This is a genomic window from Labrenzia sp. R5_0, from assembly GCF_017743835.1.
In the GTDB taxonomy this organism is placed as follows: Bacteria; Pseudomonadota; Alphaproteobacteria; order Rhizobiales; family Stappiaceae; genus Roseibium; species Roseibium algicola.
The window spans coordinates 50,466-64,920 of record NZ_JAGHRK010000008.1 but is presented as its reverse complement, the minus strand read 5'-3'; the positions used below and the strand labels follow the sequence as shown (position 1 = coordinate 64,920).

Below are 14,455 nucleotides of genomic sequence, written 5' to 3'. Positions count from 1 at the left end.
TCCATTTGCCTTAGTGCCAGATCAGGCAGCGCGGATGTCGTCGAAGAAGCGGTCGACTTTCGAGCTGAGGTTGGCGGATTCGCTGGTCAGTGCCTCTGCTGTAGACAGAACATCCGCAGCGTTTCGGCCGGTTGACTGAGCGCCGCTGGAGACCTGGATAATCGTCTCGGAGATGGCGTCCGTACCCGTGGAGACTTCGTTGACGTTTCGCGAAATCTCGTTGGTCGCCAGGCTCTGCTGTTCGACCGACACAGAGATGTCCTTGGAGATCTCGGACATTTCCGCAATAACGTTGCTGATATCGCGGATGGCTTCAGCAGCGCGGTTCGAAACTGTCTGCATCGCCTGGATCTGCGTTGCGATTTCCTCTGTCGCCTGGGCAGTCTGGTTGGCCAGGGATTTCACCTCCGATGCAACAACCGCAAAGCCTTTGCCGGCTTCACCGGCGCGGGCCGCCTCAATGGTGGCATTCAGCGCCAGAAGGTTGGTCTGGGCAGCAATGTCGTTGATCAGACTGACGATCTGGCTAATCCGGTCGGTGGTTGCCACGAGGCTCTGTACGGTCTGATCCGTCTGGGAAGCCGCGCTGGAGGCCCGTTCGGAAATGCCGGCCTGCTCTTCGACACGCCGGGCAATTTCGGCGATAGAGGACGTCAGTTCCTCGGAGGCTGCGGCAACCGAACGGACATTGGCGGCAGTGTCGCCGGTGGTCCGGGCAGCCGATTCCGCATCGGTCGAGCTTTGTTCGGAAGTTTGAGCCAACTCGCGGGCGGTGCGTTCCAGTTCTTCTGTGGCGTTGGAAACGGTTTCCAGAACGCTGCGGATTTCCTGGTTGAAACCACCAAGCAACTGGTCGACGGTTGCTGCCCTGCGATGCTTTGCTTCCTGCTCGGTCGCGCGTTCGGCTTCCAGGCGACGCTGTTCCTTGCCGTTGGTCTTGAACACCTCCACGGCATTGGCGATCGAGCCGATCTCGTCGTTCCGCTCCAGGCCCAGGACCGGGGTTTCCAGATCGCCTTCCGCAATCTGGGCCATTGAACTGGTCACGGACGCGAGCGGACGGGCCAGCAGTGTCTGGAACAAGGTACCGAGGATGGCAAGCATCAGCACGGTTGCAATCACGGTCGCAAAGAGTGCCGAATAGCGGAAGCTCGTCAGGCTCGCAAAGGCGGCGTTCCGATCAACGGAAAGGCCAATCTGCCAGTCGACCGGCAAACCGGTGACCGGAACGAACTGGACGATACGGTCGCCATTCACACTGGACGCGTATTGCGGTTCTGCACTGACCTTGACCGGCTCGTTGGGAAACAGCTCACTGAGCGGCTTGGAAATCATGTTGCTGTCCGGGTGCACCAGGATGGTGCCCTTGGAGTCGGCCACAAAGACGTATCCGAGGCCGCTCATGTTCGACGAGGCGAGCATGTTCGCCAGGGTGGTGATGTCAAAGTCACCACCGACCACACCGGAAAGGGTGCCGCCGGTTTTTACCGGTGTTGCAGCCGTCACGATGAGATTGCCGGTTGAGGCGTCCTGATAGGGGGCGGTGATCACGGGGCCGCCTTTTGCAACGGCATCCTTGTACCAGGGGCGCACGCGCGGATCGTAGCCTTGGGGCAGATCTGCCGGCGGCCACATGTTGAAGGCGCCGTCTGCTTCCACACCAAAATAGGTCGCGCTGAAATTGCTGGTCAGGGTCTTGAGGTCGAAGAACTCGGGAGTTACCTCGGGCTGTTTGGCAATACGTTCGGACAACGCTTCGATGAGCAGCATGCGCGCTTCGAACCAGTTTGTGACGATATTGACTTCCGACTGGCCGACACCGGTCATGTAGTCGCGAACTTCGTCCGTCTTTGCGTTGCGCTGAAGGGTGTCGTTGAAGAGGCCGAAGCCGGCGAAGATCAGAACAATGACGCCGGCGGCTGCCAGCAGGATTTTGGTGATCACGCTCCGACGGGAGCGAACTGAGAGAGCCTGGGTCACAAACTTCATTCCCATAGTTGAGAAGGTTTGTGTCTGTATTCGCCCATCTGAATGAAGGAATACTAAATCCGACCGGCTTCCAAGCCGTCTTTGAACTAAAAAAATGAAAACTTCATGCGATTTTGAATGTTACTCGCAAAAATAACAATGGAATTTCTTGAGGTTGCTTTTTGGTTTTTGACGCAACTCAAGTTTGAACTCGATATTACCTAGAGTTCAATGCGCCTGTTTGAAGCCTCCACCGCGCGAGTGGCTTCACACGGAAACCGTGGGGCCAAATATCTTTTCAAATTCGGCCCGAAGGACGCTGTCGTTTTCGGCCATGGTAACGGGCAGGCCGAGATCCACGAGACTGGTCACGCCATGTTCGGTAATGCCGCAGGGCACGATGCCGTCAAAATGATCCAGTTCAGGCTCCACGTTGAAGCTGATGCCGTGGAACGTGACCCATTTGCGCAGGCGGATGCCGATTGCGGCGATCTTGTCCTCGACCGTCGCCCCGCGGTCTGGCCGGCGCACCCAGACGCCGACGCGGTCTTCCCGGCGTTCGCCGCGAATGTGATAGTGCCAGAGCGTGCTGATGAGCCAGGCTTCAAGTGCGGAAACAAAAGCCCGCACATCCTGCTGACGCCGCTTCAGATCGAGCATGACATAGGCTACGCGTTGCCCGGGCCCATGGTAGGTGTGCTGTCCACCGCGCCCTGTCCGGTAGACCGGAAAGCGGTCGGGAGCGACAAGATCGCTGTCCTTGGCGCTGGTGCCGGCGGTGTAGAGCGGGGGGTGCTCCAGCAGCCAGACCTGTTCGTCGGCTTCGCCGGCAATGATTCTCTGGACCCTTTCATCCATTTCCCGAAGAGCGGTCTCATAATCGACCAGTTCGTCGGAAATCCGCCATTCGACCGGGCGCGAGCCGGAAATTGGCAGAAAACTGAGGGAAAGAGCGTCTCTATCGGCGGGTGACATGTGGATGACACTTCATTGTTTTTTGAGCTGGCTTGCCATGCCGTGGTATGGTTAAGCGCTGGCGGGTCAGTAGCCCTATTTAAGGATCAAGGCGTCCGATGACTACCTTCGATGAAATCAAAGTCGATATTTCCGTCGTTCTCGGGGAGAACGAGATGCCTGTCCACCAGTTGCTCCGCATGGGGCGTGGCGCCGTTATCGACCTTGATGTGGCCGAAGACGACGATGTGAAGATCTATGCCAACAATACGCTGGTCGCCAAGGGGCAGGTGGTTTTGCTCGGCGAGCGGATAGGCATCTCGATCACGGAAGTTCTGATGCGTCCGCCGGACATCCGGCCCATGCGCACCGATGGCCCTCTGTGAGGGACTAAAGCATTTCTGCATAAGAAAAATCGCGTGCCTGTGAATTAATGCAAAAAGGCCTCTTGCGCCCCCAAATTCCTTTTGCTACATGGAGCGCCTCGACGCTGAGAGGCGCCGGGAACAATCGAATATGCGGTCGTGGCGGAATTGGTAGACGCGCAGCGTTGAGGTCGCTGTGGGGTAAAACCCGTGGAAGTTCGAGTCTTCTCGACCGCACCATATTCGAAGCATTTCTACCGATGCTTCCTCAAAAGGCTGCCCCTCCGGGCGGCCTTTTTGCTTTTCCGCACTGCCCGCAAAATACCTGATTGCTCTGGGAAAATTCAGATACCGGCTTTTTGGGTTTGTTGCGATGTGCTTTTCTGCATGGAACAGCCTCAGCGGGCTACTGGCAAAAACCGGTCCGGCACATTCATGCGAAATCGAAGGAAGCCGCACGTGTTCAATTTCCGTTCCATCAGTACTTCGTCCTGTGCCGCGATGATGAGCCTGAGCTTGCTGGCAGGTCCGCTTCAGGCGCAAGAACAAGAGAAAGTGCAGGAGGCAATGGTCCCGGCCGGTGCCATTGCCGGTGCAGTCACGTCTCCCGTCGACGGCGATATCAATCGCTTTCGCGCAATCCTCGTTGAAACGGAAGAAGGCGCCGATCTCTACGTCTTTACGGACGCAGGAGAGGGCTGGAAACAGGTTGCCCATGCGAAAGACATGGTGTGGCGCGGCGGCATGTACGGCCAGGAGCCCTGGATGGAAGCAACCGAACACGGTTCGTTGAAAATCTATTCGGAAAATTCGGCTGTCGGACGCAACCGTTGGGAACAGGTCCTGACCATTGCCTATCGTAACGGCGTCTTCCGGGTCGCCGGATACACCTATTCCTACTACGATACGCTGGATCCGGATGCGAACGGGCAGTGTGACGTCAACCTTCTGACGGGCAAGGGGGTTCTGAACGGGAAGAACTTCAAGACTTCACTCGGTGCCCTGCCTGTACAGGATTGGACCATGGATACGCGGCCGCCGGAGTGCGAGGTCGAGTGATGCGGCCTTTGCGGCGAGTGTCCGCACTGGCTGTGGAAGCGGTTCTGAAAGGCTCTTGATGACGCTTTGTCGTGTTGTTGTCCGTCATTGAGAAAACACGGGAGGGATGACATGTCCGATATCGCAAGGCCGGATTGGCGCTGGGTTATCCGCGGCATGATTCTGACGCTCGTCATCTGCCTGTTGCTGATACAGCTCTTCCCCGAAATTTACGCCGTAAAGGATTTCTGGCTTGTCACTGTGCCGAGTGGCGCCTTATGGGGCAGCTTCTTGTCGCGTCTCTTGAGCGAGCCGGGGCTCTGGAAACTTCTCGTGACGAGCGCGGAAGGTGCTGCGATGATCGTCGTGCTGTTTCTTGTGGTGTTTCGTCCGCTGATTGCCTGGAAAGCGTATCTGGTCTGCGTCGCCTTGACTGCCGTCTCGGCAATCCTGTTTTTTACCTACGTTCTTCCCGCAATGCCGAACAGCACGCTGCTCATGGTCTTGATCGGCAGTCTCTATTCATCGTTCCGCTATGGCGTCACGCTTGCGCTGCTCTATGCACTCGCGCTCACGTCGGACACAGCGCCAACCAATCGGCAGCTTCCCGCCCATGCGTGAAGGTGTGAGACAGGGCATTGCAGAGCGACTGAAAGCCCTCCGGAGCAGGTTCGTTCTCGTGTGGCTGGCACTTGCATTTGTGTCGCCAGCGGCATTCGCGCAGTCACTTTCCGTTTATCCTGCCGTTGATCCGGGCAGGTTTGGCGCGATGACGTGCCAGCAGCTTTGGTATGTCGAGCAGGAGGTGCTGGCTGCGGGCAGAGTGTGTCTTGCCAGCGAAAGAGCACGCCGCGCATTCCGCCGTGCGGAGCGATGCATATCCGATGACGAGGCCATTCTGCCACAGGATACGCGTGACTATCTTGATGACTTGCGAAGCGTTGCAGCGGACAAGGGGTGCAGCGGCCCCGAGAGGCGTTGAAGGACTTCAAGGAAAGTTGGCAGGCTTTTGAACCAGACCGGCATTTCGGCGTTAAGTCTGTGGACCGGTTTCGCTTTTCCGGTGGCGCTTTGCCGCCGCAAACGCTAGATCTGGTGAGGAGTGTCCGGTGCCTTTCGCCGGAAGAGTTCGTTGCGTTTTGAGGGGAGGCGCCAGATGAGTGAAGCATCCGAGCTTGATGTCACCGCCTCTCCCGTTCCCGACATTCCGGTGCGCGACGAGGATGAGCATCTCAATCGCGAGTTCATTGCGGCTGTTGAAGCGGCAATCGAGGCGAACGATCAGGATGGCTTGAGGCACCTTGCCGCCGATCTTCACGAAGCTGACACCGGTGACCTTCTCGAGACGCTGGATCCGGAGGATCGGGCGTCCTTCATCCGGCTTCTGGGCGAGGACTTCGACTATACCGCGCTGACCGAGATCGACGAGGCGGTGCGTCTGCAGGTTCTGGAAGACCTGCCGACGGAAGTCATCGCCGAAGGTCTGGGCGAGCTCGATTCGGATGATGCGGTCTACATTCTGGAAGACCTCGATGAGGACGACCAGGCTGCGATTCTGGAAGAGCTGCCTTATGCGGACAGGGCCCAGCTGCAAAAGGCTCTGGATTATCCGGAGGAAAGCGCCGGTCGGCGCATGCAGACCGAATTCATTGCGGTTGCCCCGTTCTGGACCATCGGTCAGACGATCGACTACATGCGCGAGGCCCGCGACCTTCCGGACAGCTTCTACGAAATCTACGTGGTCGATCCGACGTTCAAACTGCTCGGGTCCGTTCACCTGGACAAGATCCTGCGCACCAAGCGGGACGAGAAGGTCACTTCCATCATGGAGGAGACTCGCCAGGCGGTGCTCGCGACGGAAGATCAGGAAGAGGTGGCCCGCCGGTTTGAGCGCTACAACCTCGTTTCATCCGCCGTTGTCGACGAGAATGACCGTCTGGTCGGTGTTTTGACGGTTGATGACATCGTCGACGTCATCCAGGAAGAAGCGGAAGAAGACCTGCGTGCCCTGGCCGGTGTCGGTGATGAAGAGATTTCCGATAATGTGATGACCATTGCGCGCTCGCGGCTGACCTGGCTGGTCGTCAACCTTGGCACCGCCGTGCTTGCCTCGGTGGTGATTGCGCTGTTCGAGGACACGATCGAGGCCATGGTGGCGCTGGCGGTGCTGATGCCGATCGTCGCTTCCATGGGGGGCAACGCCGGCACCCAGACGATGACCGTTGCCGTGCGTGGTATTGCCACCCAGGAACTGGGTGCGCGCAATCTTTTGCGCGTTCTCAACCGTGAAATTCTGGTGAGTGTGTTCAATGGCGTTGCCCTGGCCATCCTAATCGGGGTGACCGCCTGGATGTGGTTTGGCAGTCCGGGGCTCGGCGTGGTGATTGGCGGTGCGATCGTGATCAATCTGCTGTTCGCGGGTCTCTCCGGCCTTCTGATCCCGATCGCGCTCGACAAGATGAACGTTGATCCGGCGATCGCCTCGAGCGTCTTCGTGACGACGGTGACAGATGTGGTCGGTTTCTTCGCCTTTCTCGGCATCGCGGCGCTTTGGTTCGGCCTGCCGTTCTAGCCTCCAATCGGCAGGCCTCGTTTAAAGGTCAGTCACCGCAAACCAGAACCTTCTGTCGCAGACATGCGGCCGTGCGGTGATGGAAGGCCTCGCGATAGGCGCTGTCCGAATAGAGTGCGACCAACGCGGTTAAATCGGGATAGGCGCCGATAGCGACCAGATCCCAATCCTCGTCCTGCCCCAGGAACATGCCCTGAAACGGTCCGACATAAAGGAACCGTCCACCAGCCCGCTCCATGGCCGGCATGCTTGCGGCCGCATAACTGGCAAAGGCTTCCTGGCCGGTCTGGCCTGTCGTTCCGTCCGCATATGTCGCGGCGGCATTCAGCTTGAAGAAATTGATCAGGGTTACGGGTTTGTCGCTCGCCCGGCTGAGGATCTGCGTCCATTGGCTTTCCGTCGGGCTGGTGCCGTCGGTTCCCGGGCCGTACCAGGTTACGAATTGGGCTGACTGTTGCTTGACGTCCATGAGGCTTCTCCTTAACTTTACACGTGTCAAATTGCAGGAAAGTTTACACGTGTCAAGTCAAGCCAGGGTGCAACGCGCGCGCGCGGAAATTCTCGATAGTGCCTGGACGCTCATCTCGCAGCGGGGCGCGGACGTGTCGCTGGCGGAAATCGCCAAGGTGGCAAAAATCAGCCGGCAGTCCGTCTATGATCACTTTGGTTCGCGTGGGGGGCTGATCCTGGCACTCGTCCGGCGGGCTGATGAACGTCTCGACATACGGGCGAAACTGTTTGCAGCCTTTGACAGGCCACAGCCGCATGAACGGCTGAATGCTACTGTTGCCGTCTGGGTCGGCTTCGTGAAGGAAATCTACCCGGTTGCCTCGGATCTTATCCGCCTGCGAACCACCGATGCGGACGCATCGGCGGCGTGGGAAGACCGGATGTCGGAACTGAGGCAATGGTTGCTTGTGTTGACCGGATCGCTGGAACGCGACGGTGCGCTGCAATCCGTCTGGACAGCGAAGTCGGCTTCAGAATTTCTCTGGGCGTCGTTCAGTGTGCAGGCCTGGGGTCTGTTGACACAGGACTGCGGCTGGGATGAGGGCGAGGCGGAAGCTGTCCTGACGAGGACACTGCGGCAGGCATTGCTGACGGAAAAATGATGCCGCGGAGGTCGTGAATGTGGGTCACTAAAAGCAAACACACCTGACGCTGAGTGGAATAGCCCTGGTTCAAAGGTTCGGCGGGCAGGCCATGCCTGGACCATGGCTGCTTCCTGTCGAAAGTTTTGTTGTCGAATTCAACAAACACGACGCCATGGAGGGGGGGCGGTCGACAAAGACTTGAGCTGCGCTGCAAAAGGTCACGCAGACCCGTTATTGCCAAAACAAAAGGCCCCGGGATTTGTGCTGGTGCAGCAACTTCCCGGAGCCTGTTTGATGGCTACTCATTTTGCTCGCTGCTCAATGCCAGGTATCACTCCAGGCCAGCTTTACGCAAATTGTCCCGAAGCGTCATGACCTTTGCCTGAAGGTCGATGACTTCTTCCAGTTTCAGTCCGGTCGAAGACATGATGCAGGTGCTGAAATGTTCCGTTTTCTTCTGCAAGGCGCGGCCTTTGCGGGTCAGTTTCAGGATAACCTGGCGCTCGTCCTTGATGTTGCGTGTCCGCGTGACCAGCCCCATGGCCTCAAGCCGCTTTAACAGTGGCGTCAGCGTGTTGGTGTCGAGCTGCAGCTTGGACGTAATGGTACCAACCGGAACGTTGTTTGTTTCCCAGAGCACCGTCATGGCCAAGAACTGCGGGTAGGTGAGCCCGACTTCCTTGAGCAACGCCTTGTAGACGCCGTGCATTGCGTGGTTGGCGGAATACAGCGCAAAACACAAGTGCCGGTCGAGCGGCAAGCTGCCATCATGGATTTTCTGACTGTCGTCGTCCTGGTCGCTGGCAGGGTCATTGGCAGCGGATACAGATGCGGCCTGTTCGGTGCCGGGATCTTCGCCAGCCTGCGTTTCCGCAGAAACGTCAGGTGTCTGCCCGGTATCAGCTATCTCTTGGCTGGCAGGCGTCTCGGCGACGGCAACGTCAATTTCCGCTTCGCGTGTGTCATCGCTTTCAGCGCCGGAAGCCGTTTCCGCCTCAGGCTTGGCTGCGGCCTTCTTGCGCTGTTTCTTCTCAGACTTTTCGGCTTTTGCCGGCTTGTCTTTTTTTTGTTTTTCAGTCGCTTCCGGCGCGGAAAATCCAATCGCGTCCAGCAGGGACATCTGGTTTGTGGTCTCGCTCATTCGCCCCTTATAAATCGCGCGCGATATGGTCGCAACTGTTGACGAATTGGAAGCGTGTGTATATGTGGGTAATTTATATCGTGTACGATTAAAGCTTATACGATATATAAGGCTGAATGACTTGCTATTTGAGAGAAGGAGCCTGCAGATGGCTGTTGATGTGAAATATGAAACCAAGGCAAAGGCCACCGGCGGCCGCGATGGTGCGGCGGAAACGTTGAGCGGATCCTTCAAGGTCAAGCTGGCGACGCCGAAAGAACTCGGCGGCGCAGGCGGCGAAGGCAATAACCCGGAAGAGCTGTTCGCAGCCGGATATGCAGCCTGCTTTATTGGCGCGATGAAATTCGTCGGCGGGCAGGAAAAGATTGCTGTCCCGGCTGATACATCCATCACCTCGACGGTTGGCATCGGTCCGCGCTCGGAAGGCGGGTTCGGTCTGGCGGTCGCGCTGGAAGTGTCCCTGCCGGGTTTGGACAAAGCTGTAGCTGAAGACCTCGTTGCCAAGGCACACCAGGTTTGCCCCTATTCAAACGCCACCCGGAACAACATTGACGTCAAGCTGACTGTCGTCTGACACAGATTGTCCGGTTCGACCTTTTGTGGTCGAGCCGGACCTCTTTTTGGGCTTTCTGTTGGTGGAAAGGAGCTTTCGTGAGCCTTTTTGTTATCGATCTTCACTACACTGCTGATCTATGGGAAATAGACGCTCTGGCGGAAGAACACAGGTCCTTCCTGCGGGATCAGTATGAGGCCGGTCTGTTCCTGGCGTCCGGTCCGAAACAGCCGCGAACCGGCGGTGTGATCCTGGCGCGCGCAGCAGACCGTGTCGAAGTCGAACTGGCGATCAACAAGGACCCGTTCAAGTCGGCGGGCGTTGCGGAATATACCGTTACGGAATTCAAGCCGGTCATGCACGCACGGAACTTCCCGATTTGACGCAATCACGGGCGATCACCTCTGTGCGGAATGCAGCCGTCACACGACAAATCCAATTGGCGATGGCGATTTGAAAGAAAACCTTGCCGGGTAACCTGAAATTCCCGGCGGATGGGTGTTAAGAAGGGCCGACCAGTCTCACGCGGAGAATTAAGAACATGCGGCCGAAGCTTGATGGCATCCTGGAAACCGCCGTTTATGTCGACGACATGGAGACGGCTCATACCTTTTATTCCGAAATTCTGGGATTGAAGCGCATGGTCGCTGGAGAAAGGCTGTTTGCCTATGATGCCGGCCCTGCGCAGGCGCTTCTGGTGTTTCATCGCGGCCATACCGGGGAGGACGTTGAGACGCCGGGAGGTATCGTTCCCGGGCACGATACGTCGGGGCACAGTCATTTCGCGTTTCGCATTGGGTCCGACCAACTGGAACCCTGGCGGGCTTACCTGGGCGAGATGGGTGTGGAAATTGTCAGCGAGGTCGTATGGCCGGCAGGCGGCACCAGCCTTTATTTCAACGACCCGGATGGCAATGTCCTGGAGCTGGCGGCAGCCCCGCTCTGGCCGAATTACCTATCGTGATTCTTAACAGTTTTGCGGCAGGGTGACGGCGTTTGAAAGTCATAACAGGTGGCGCAATGAATTTCTTGCAAGCGGTCCTGCGGACATTGTTCTACGTTGCCGTCGGCGGGGTGATTTCGATTGTCGGAGCGGCGTTTTTCTTCATGAACTGGGAGCCTGACCGGAACCAATACACGATCCGCGGCATCGATATTTCGCACCACCAGGGTGATATCGACTGGGCGCAGGTGGCGGCGGACGATATTGCCTTCGTCTACATGAAGGCAACTGAAGGCGGAGACTTCAAGGACCGTGCCTTTGCCCGCAACTGGGCCGGAGCAGGAGGCGCGGGTCTGGCGCGTGGTGCCTATCATTTCTTCAGTTTGTGCAAATCCGGCCGCGAGCAGGCGCAAAACTTCCTGTCGGTTCTGCCTCAGGACAGCGACATGCTGGCGCCGGTGGTGGATCTGGAATTCACCGGGAACTGCGCGCGCCGTCCGCCGGCCGAGGAAGTGCTGCAGGAAATCAGTGATTTCGTTGCTCTGGTCGAGCAGGGGCGCGGCAAGCAGGTCATCCTTTATGTGCCGGAGGACTTCTATCTGGACTATCTGAAAGGCAAGGGCCTGAACCGCCGTCTCTGGACGCAGTCGATCTGGCATTCCCCCGGCTATGTGTCAGACTGGTCGCTCTGGCAGTACCATGACCGGGGCACGATCAAAGGCATTTCCGGCGATGTCGATCTGAATGTCCTTCATCCAGAGAAGAGCTTGGATAATCTGAAATCCTGATTGCTCAAGTTCATGAAATATAAGCTTTAAAATAGACGTGTTGACTTTAACGTAAAAAGACGGAACTGTGCGCTCCAACAAGGAGCGGGCATGCAGCGTTATTACACCATCACCCAGCTGACGCAGGAGTTCGACATTACCACCCGAACCCTGCGGTTCTACGAAGCGCAGGGGCTGGTGTCGCCGACGCGCCGGGGTCGTCAACGCCTTTACACACCTGGTGATCGTACCCGCATCAAATTGATCCTTCGCGGCAAGCGTCTCGGATTTTCCCTGAACGAAATCAAGGAAATGATCGAGATGTACGGCAGTGCGCCCGGTGAAACCGGCCAGCTGCGGCTGCTTCTCGACAGGATCGCCGCCCGCCGGGCTGAACTTCTCGAAAAACAGCGCGATATCGAATTGACCCTGGTTGAACTCGACGATGTCGAGGCCGGTGCAAAAGCGCGCATGGTCGAGCTTGAAACAGGCCCGGACCAACTGTCTGGCGCCGTTACGACCTCGGAGGACACGTGATGGATCTTTCGCCTCGAGACGAAAACTGGGAACCCCGTGTTCGGGCCAGTTTTGCCGCGCAGAAATTCATGACCCATCTGGGGGCGAAGATGGTTCACGTCTCGCCCGGAGTGGTCGATCTGGAATTGACGATGCTTCCGGAACTGACACAGCAACACGGCTTTTTTCATGCCGGTGCGACGTCTTCCATTGCGGACAGTGCGGCAGGCTATGCAGCTCTGACGCTGTTTTCCGCCGGCTTCGGGGTGTTGACCAGCGAATACAAGATCAACCTGCTCAATCCGGCGAAACAGCCGGTGCTTCTTGCGCGTGGCCGGGTTGTCAAACCGGGACGAACGCTGACCATAGCCAAGGCGGATGTCTACGGGCTGGACGACGGCGCACAGGTGCATGTCGCAACGGGGCTGTTCACGCTCATGAGCGTTGCCGGCGTCAAGGACTGAAGAATGACCGATATCACCATCAGGCCGCTGGAACGATCCGATAAGCCGGGCTGGCTCGAACTCTGGAAGGCCTATCTTGCATTCTACGAGCAGGATCTGGCGCCGGGAGTGACGGAAACCCTCTTTGAGCGACTGCATTCCGATGCAGGCCACCGCGCGTTCGTGGCAGTTCAGGAGAATGAGCTGGTTGGACTGGTCCATTACCTTTTTCACGATAGCACCTGGGCCAGTTCATCCACCTGCTGTCTGGAAGATCTGTATGTCAGCGAGAAGCTTCGTGGTGGCGGAGCCGGCCGCAAGCTGATCGAGGCGGTCTACAGGGCCGCGAGCGAAGAACCGTCTGCCAGCGGCAAAGTCTACTGGCACACACATGATCACAATACGCGCGCCCGGCAGCTTTACGACCGGATCGGCGTTTTGAGCGATTTTGTCCGATACGACAGGCCTTAAGAACTCTGGGAGGTAATCAAGATGATCCGTAACGATTTTCCGGGTTTCAATTTCGATCTCGGCGAAACCGCCGACATGCTGCGCGACACCGTTCGGTCCTACAGTCAGGACCGGATTGCGCCTCTGGCAGAAAAGATCGACCGCGAGGATTGGTTCCCGCGGGAGCTCTGGCCGGAAATGGGAGACCTTGGCCTTCACGGGATCACAGTGGAGGAAGAATGGGGCGGTTCGGGTCTGGGCTACCTGGAGCACTGCATTGCCATGGAAGAGGTCAGCCGGGCGTCCGCCTCCATCGGCCTCAGCTATGGCGCCCATTCAAACCTGTGTGTCAACCAGCTTCGCCGCTGGGGAAGTGACGACCAGAAGAAGCGCTATCTGAACAAGCTCGTGACCGGTGAACATCTGGGCGCGTTGGCCATGTCGGAGCCGGGCGCTGGCTCAGACGTCGTTTCCATGAAATTGAAGGCGGAAAAGAAGGGCGATCGGTACGTCCTCAACGGCTCCAAGATGTGGATCACCAACGGTCCGTCCGCCGATACGATGATCATCTATGCCAAGACCGATCCGGAAGCCGGGCCGAAGGGCATTACCGCATTTCTGGTCGAGAAGAGCTTCGCAGGTTTTTCCGTCGCGCAGAAACTCGACAAGCTCGGCATGCGCGGGTCCGAAACCGGTGAACTGGTGTTCCAGGATTGCGAAGTGCCGGAAGAAAACGTTCTCGGCCAGGTTGGCAAGGGCGTCAACGTGCTGATGTCGGGTCTGGACTACGAGCGCGCCGTTCTGGCTGCAGGGGCCGTCGGCATCATGCAGGCAGCCATGGACGTGGTCATTCCCTATGTCCACGAGCGCGAGCAGTTCGGCCAGCCGATCGGCACGTTCCAGCTTGTTCAGGGCAAGGTTGCCGACATGTATGTGACCATGAACGCCACCAAGTCCTATGTCTATGCGGTTGCCAAGGCGTGCGACCGGGGCGAGACCACGCGCGAAGACGCCGCTGGTGCAATCCTCTACGCTGCCGAAAACGCAACCAAACTGGCACTTGATGCGATCCAGCTGCTTGGTGGCAATGGCTACATCAACGAATATCCGACCGGGCGTTTGCTGCGTGACGCCAAGCTGTACGAGATTGGTGCGGGAACTTCCGAAATTCGGCGGATGCTGATCGGTCGTGAGATCTTTAACAAGACGGCCTGATCACCGAGTTCGGAGAATGGCATGAAACAGACCCGGCTTCCCGAAAAGCCCGACGCGAAATCTCCGGCGGGGGCCGATATCCGTTTCATCATGGATGGGCCGACAGGAAACATGATCCATTCGACTGTTCCTGTCGGCCAGACCAACCGCGCAACACGGCACAGGACCGTGCATGAGTTCTGGCATGTGCTTTCCGGCCATGGACAGATCTGGAGGTCCGACGATGCCAGCCAGGGCGTTGTCGACCTGGAAGCCGGTGTCTCCATCGATATCCCGGCTGGAACAGCTTTCCAGTACCGCAACACCGGTGAAAGCGTTCTGCAGTTCGTTTGTATCTCTATGCCTCCCTGGCCAGGGGATGACGAAGCCGAATTTGTTGATGGGCCCTGGGAAGCGACGGTCGGCAGCACCTGAGACCAATCCTGCTGGCGAACCG

19 protein-coding genes and 1 tRNA gene are annotated in these 14,455 nt (G+C 57.9%); 16 read left to right on the top strand and 4 right to left on the bottom strand.

Annotated elements, in window-relative coordinates:
- Nucleotides 1-21 precede the first annotated feature (21 nt).
- A complete protein-coding gene (locus J7447_RS28120; protein ID WP_209171575.1) occupies nucleotides 22-1,944 on the bottom strand; it encodes a methyl-accepting chemotaxis protein in 1,923 nt (640 codons plus the stop codon).
- A gap of 291 nt (nucleotides 1,945-2,235) precedes the next feature.
- Nucleotides 2,236-2,943: a lipoyl(octanoyl) transferase LipB gene (gene lipB, locus J7447_RS28115; protein ID WP_209171574.1), complete on the bottom strand. Its 708-nt coding sequence runs from the start codon at nucleotides 2,941-2,943 to the stop codon at nucleotides 2,236-2,238.
- Nucleotides 2,944-3,041: 98 nt separating this feature from the next.
- Between lipB and J7447_RS28110 the strand changes: the two genes are divergently transcribed.
- The 6 genes from J7447_RS28110 to mgtE all read left to right on the top strand — a co-directional run bounded on the left by J7447_RS28110 (nucleotide 3,042) and on the right by mgtE (nucleotide 6,897).
- Entirely contained in the window at nucleotides 3,042-3,308 is a 267-nt protein-coding gene (locus J7447_RS28110) for a FliM/FliN family flagellar motor switch protein (protein ID WP_022998287.1), read from the top strand.
- Between the two features lie 132 nt (nucleotides 3,309-3,440).
- A tRNA-Leu gene (locus tag J7447_RS28105) sits at nucleotides 3,441-3,527 on the top strand.
- 219 nt (nucleotides 3,528-3,746) lie between these two features.
- Nucleotides 3,747-4,346 carry a hypothetical protein gene (locus tag J7447_RS28100; RefSeq protein WP_168688048.1) on the top strand — a complete coding sequence of 200 codons (600 nt, stop codon included), beginning with the start codon at nucleotides 3,747-3,749 and terminating at the stop codon, nucleotides 4,344-4,346.
- Nucleotides 4,347-4,457: 111 nt separating this feature from the next.
- A complete protein-coding gene (locus J7447_RS28095; RefSeq protein ID WP_209171573.1) occupies nucleotides 4,458-4,946 on the top strand; it encodes a hypothetical protein in 489 nt (162 codons plus the stop codon).
- On the top strand, nucleotides 4,939-5,307 hold the full coding sequence (locus J7447_RS28090) for a hypothetical protein (protein WP_209171572.1): 369 nt from the start codon (nucleotides 4,939-4,941) through the stop codon (nucleotides 5,305-5,307). Before J7447_RS28095 ends, J7447_RS28090 begins: the two co-directional genes overlap by 8 nt.
- A gap of 174 nt (nucleotides 5,308-5,481) precedes the next feature.
- Nucleotides 5,482-6,897: a magnesium transporter gene (mgtE, locus tag J7447_RS28085; protein WP_055654668.1), complete on the top strand. Its 1,416-nt coding sequence runs from the start codon at nucleotides 5,482-5,484 to the stop codon at nucleotides 6,895-6,897.
- A gap of 28 nt (nucleotides 6,898-6,925) precedes the next feature.
- Here mgtE and J7447_RS28080 read toward each other — a convergent pair whose 3' ends face one another.
- Entirely contained in the window at nucleotides 6,926-7,366 is a 441-nt protein-coding gene (locus J7447_RS28080; RefSeq protein ID WP_209171571.1) for a DUF1330 domain-containing protein, read from the bottom strand.
- Between the two features lie 49 nt (nucleotides 7,367-7,415).
- On the opposite strand from J7447_RS28080, the gene J7447_RS28075 reads away from it, so the two are divergent.
- The gene (locus J7447_RS28075) at nucleotides 7,416-8,009 is read left to right on the top strand and encodes a TetR/AcrR family transcriptional regulator (RefSeq protein ID WP_209171570.1); all 594 of its coding nucleotides are present in this window, start codon (nucleotides 7,416-7,418) and stop codon (nucleotides 8,007-8,009) included.
- 313 nt (nucleotides 8,010-8,322) lie between these two features.
- Here J7447_RS28075 and J7447_RS31430 read toward each other — a convergent pair whose 3' ends face one another.
- The gene (locus J7447_RS31430; protein ID WP_286189682.1) at nucleotides 8,323-9,132 is read right to left on the bottom strand and encodes a MarR family transcriptional regulator; all 810 of its coding nucleotides are present in this window, start codon (nucleotides 9,130-9,132) and stop codon (nucleotides 8,323-8,325) included.
- 148 nt (nucleotides 9,133-9,280) lie between these two features.
- On the opposite strand from J7447_RS31430, the gene J7447_RS28065 reads away from it, so the two are divergent.
- From J7447_RS28065 to J7447_RS28025, 9 genes are all read left to right on the top strand, one after another.
- The gene (locus tag J7447_RS28065; RefSeq protein ID WP_055654655.1) at nucleotides 9,281-9,706 is read left to right on the top strand and encodes an organic hydroperoxide resistance protein; all 426 of its coding nucleotides are present in this window, start codon (nucleotides 9,281-9,283) and stop codon (nucleotides 9,704-9,706) included.
- A gap of 77 nt (nucleotides 9,707-9,783) precedes the next feature.
- Nucleotides 9,784-10,068 carry a YciI family protein gene (locus J7447_RS28060; protein WP_209171569.1) on the top strand — a complete coding sequence of 95 codons (285 nt, stop codon included), beginning with the start codon at nucleotides 9,784-9,786 and terminating at the stop codon, nucleotides 10,066-10,068.
- A gap of 158 nt (nucleotides 10,069-10,226) precedes the next feature.
- Complete coding sequence (locus J7447_RS28055) at nucleotides 10,227-10,649, top strand: VOC family protein (protein ID WP_022998297.1); 423 nt, start codon at nucleotides 10,227-10,229, stop codon at nucleotides 10,647-10,649.
- Between the two features lie 56 nt (nucleotides 10,650-10,705).
- The gene (locus tag J7447_RS28050) at nucleotides 10,706-11,416 is read left to right on the top strand and encodes a GH25 family lysozyme (protein WP_022998298.1); all 711 of its coding nucleotides are present in this window, start codon (nucleotides 10,706-10,708) and stop codon (nucleotides 11,414-11,416) included.
- Nucleotides 11,417-11,506: 90 nt separating this feature from the next.
- Nucleotides 11,507-11,932 (top strand): MerR family DNA-binding transcriptional regulator, encoded by a 426-nt coding sequence (locus J7447_RS28045; protein WP_209171568.1) that lies wholly within the window; start codon nucleotides 11,507-11,509, stop codon nucleotides 11,930-11,932.
- Nucleotides 11,932-12,375, top strand: a complete 444-nt coding sequence (locus J7447_RS28040) for a PaaI family thioesterase (protein ID WP_209171567.1) — start codon at nucleotides 11,932-11,934, stop codon at nucleotides 12,373-12,375. Before J7447_RS28045 ends, J7447_RS28040 begins: the two co-directional genes overlap by 1 nt.
- Nucleotides 12,376-12,378: 3 nt before the next feature.
- On the top strand, nucleotides 12,379-12,825 hold the full coding sequence (locus J7447_RS28035; RefSeq protein ID WP_209171566.1) for a GNAT family N-acetyltransferase: 447 nt from the start codon (nucleotides 12,379-12,381) through the stop codon (nucleotides 12,823-12,825).
- Nucleotides 12,826-12,846: 21 nt separating this feature from the next.
- Complete coding sequence (locus J7447_RS28030) at nucleotides 12,847-14,019, top strand: isovaleryl-CoA dehydrogenase (protein ID WP_077292712.1); 1,173 nt, start codon at nucleotides 12,847-12,849, stop codon at nucleotides 14,017-14,019.
- A gap of 21 nt (nucleotides 14,020-14,040) precedes the next feature.
- Nucleotides 14,041-14,433 (top strand): cupin domain-containing protein, encoded by a 393-nt coding sequence (locus J7447_RS28025; protein WP_209171565.1) that lies wholly within the window; start codon nucleotides 14,041-14,043, stop codon nucleotides 14,431-14,433.
- Nucleotides 14,434-14,455 lie beyond the last annotated feature (22 nt).

Excerpts from the sequence above, each read along its gene's own strand:
- J7447_RS28065 (WP_055654655.1), top strand. The coding sequence starts at position 9,281 with ATGGCTGTTGATGTGAAATATGAAACCAAGGCAAAGGCCACCGGCGGC.
- J7447_RS31430 (WP_286189682.1), bottom strand. The coding sequence starts at position 9,132 with ATGAGCGAGACCACAAACCAGATGTCCCTGCTGGACGCGATTGGATTT.
- J7447_RS28050 (WP_022998298.1), top strand. The coding sequence starts at position 10,706 with ATGAATTTCTTGCAAGCGGTCCTGCGGACATTGTTCTACGTTGCCGTC.
- J7447_RS28055 (WP_022998297.1), top strand. The coding sequence starts at position 10,227 with ATGCGGCCGAAGCTTGATGGCATCCTGGAAACCGCCGTTTATGTCGAC.
- J7447_RS28030 (WP_077292712.1), top strand. The coding sequence starts at position 12,847 with ATGATCCGTAACGATTTTCCGGGTTTCAATTTCGATCTCGGCGAAACC.
- J7447_RS28095 (WP_209171573.1), top strand. The coding sequence starts at position 4,458 with ATGTCCGATATCGCAAGGCCGGATTGGCGCTGGGTTATCCGCGGCATG.
- J7447_RS28040 (WP_209171567.1), top strand. The coding sequence starts at position 11,932 with ATGGATCTTTCGCCTCGAGACGAAAACTGGGAACCCCGTGTTCGGGCC.
- J7447_RS28080 (WP_209171571.1), bottom strand. The coding sequence starts at position 7,366 with ATGGACGTCAAGCAACAGTCAGCCCAATTCGTAACCTGGTACGGCCCG.
- J7447_RS28090 (WP_209171572.1), top strand. The coding sequence starts at position 4,939 with ATGCGTGAAGGTGTGAGACAGGGCATTGCAGAGCGACTGAAAGCCCTC.
- J7447_RS28045 (WP_209171568.1), top strand. The coding sequence starts at position 11,507 with ATGCAGCGTTATTACACCATCACCCAGCTGACGCAGGAGTTCGACATT.
- lipB (WP_209171574.1), bottom strand. The coding sequence starts at position 2,943 with ATGTCACCCGCCGATAGAGACGCTCTTTCCCTCAGTTTTCTGCCAATT.
- J7447_RS28110 (WP_022998287.1), top strand. The coding sequence starts at position 3,042 with ATGACTACCTTCGATGAAATCAAAGTCGATATTTCCGTCGTTCTCGGG.
- mgtE (WP_055654668.1), top strand. The coding sequence starts at position 5,482 with ATGAGTGAAGCATCCGAGCTTGATGTCACCGCCTCTCCCGTTCCCGAC.
- J7447_RS28025 (WP_209171565.1), top strand. The coding sequence starts at position 14,041 with ATGAAACAGACCCGGCTTCCCGAAAAGCCCGACGCGAAATCTCCGGCG.
- J7447_RS28035 (WP_209171566.1), top strand. The coding sequence starts at position 12,379 with ATGACCGATATCACCATCAGGCCGCTGGAACGATCCGATAAGCCGGGC.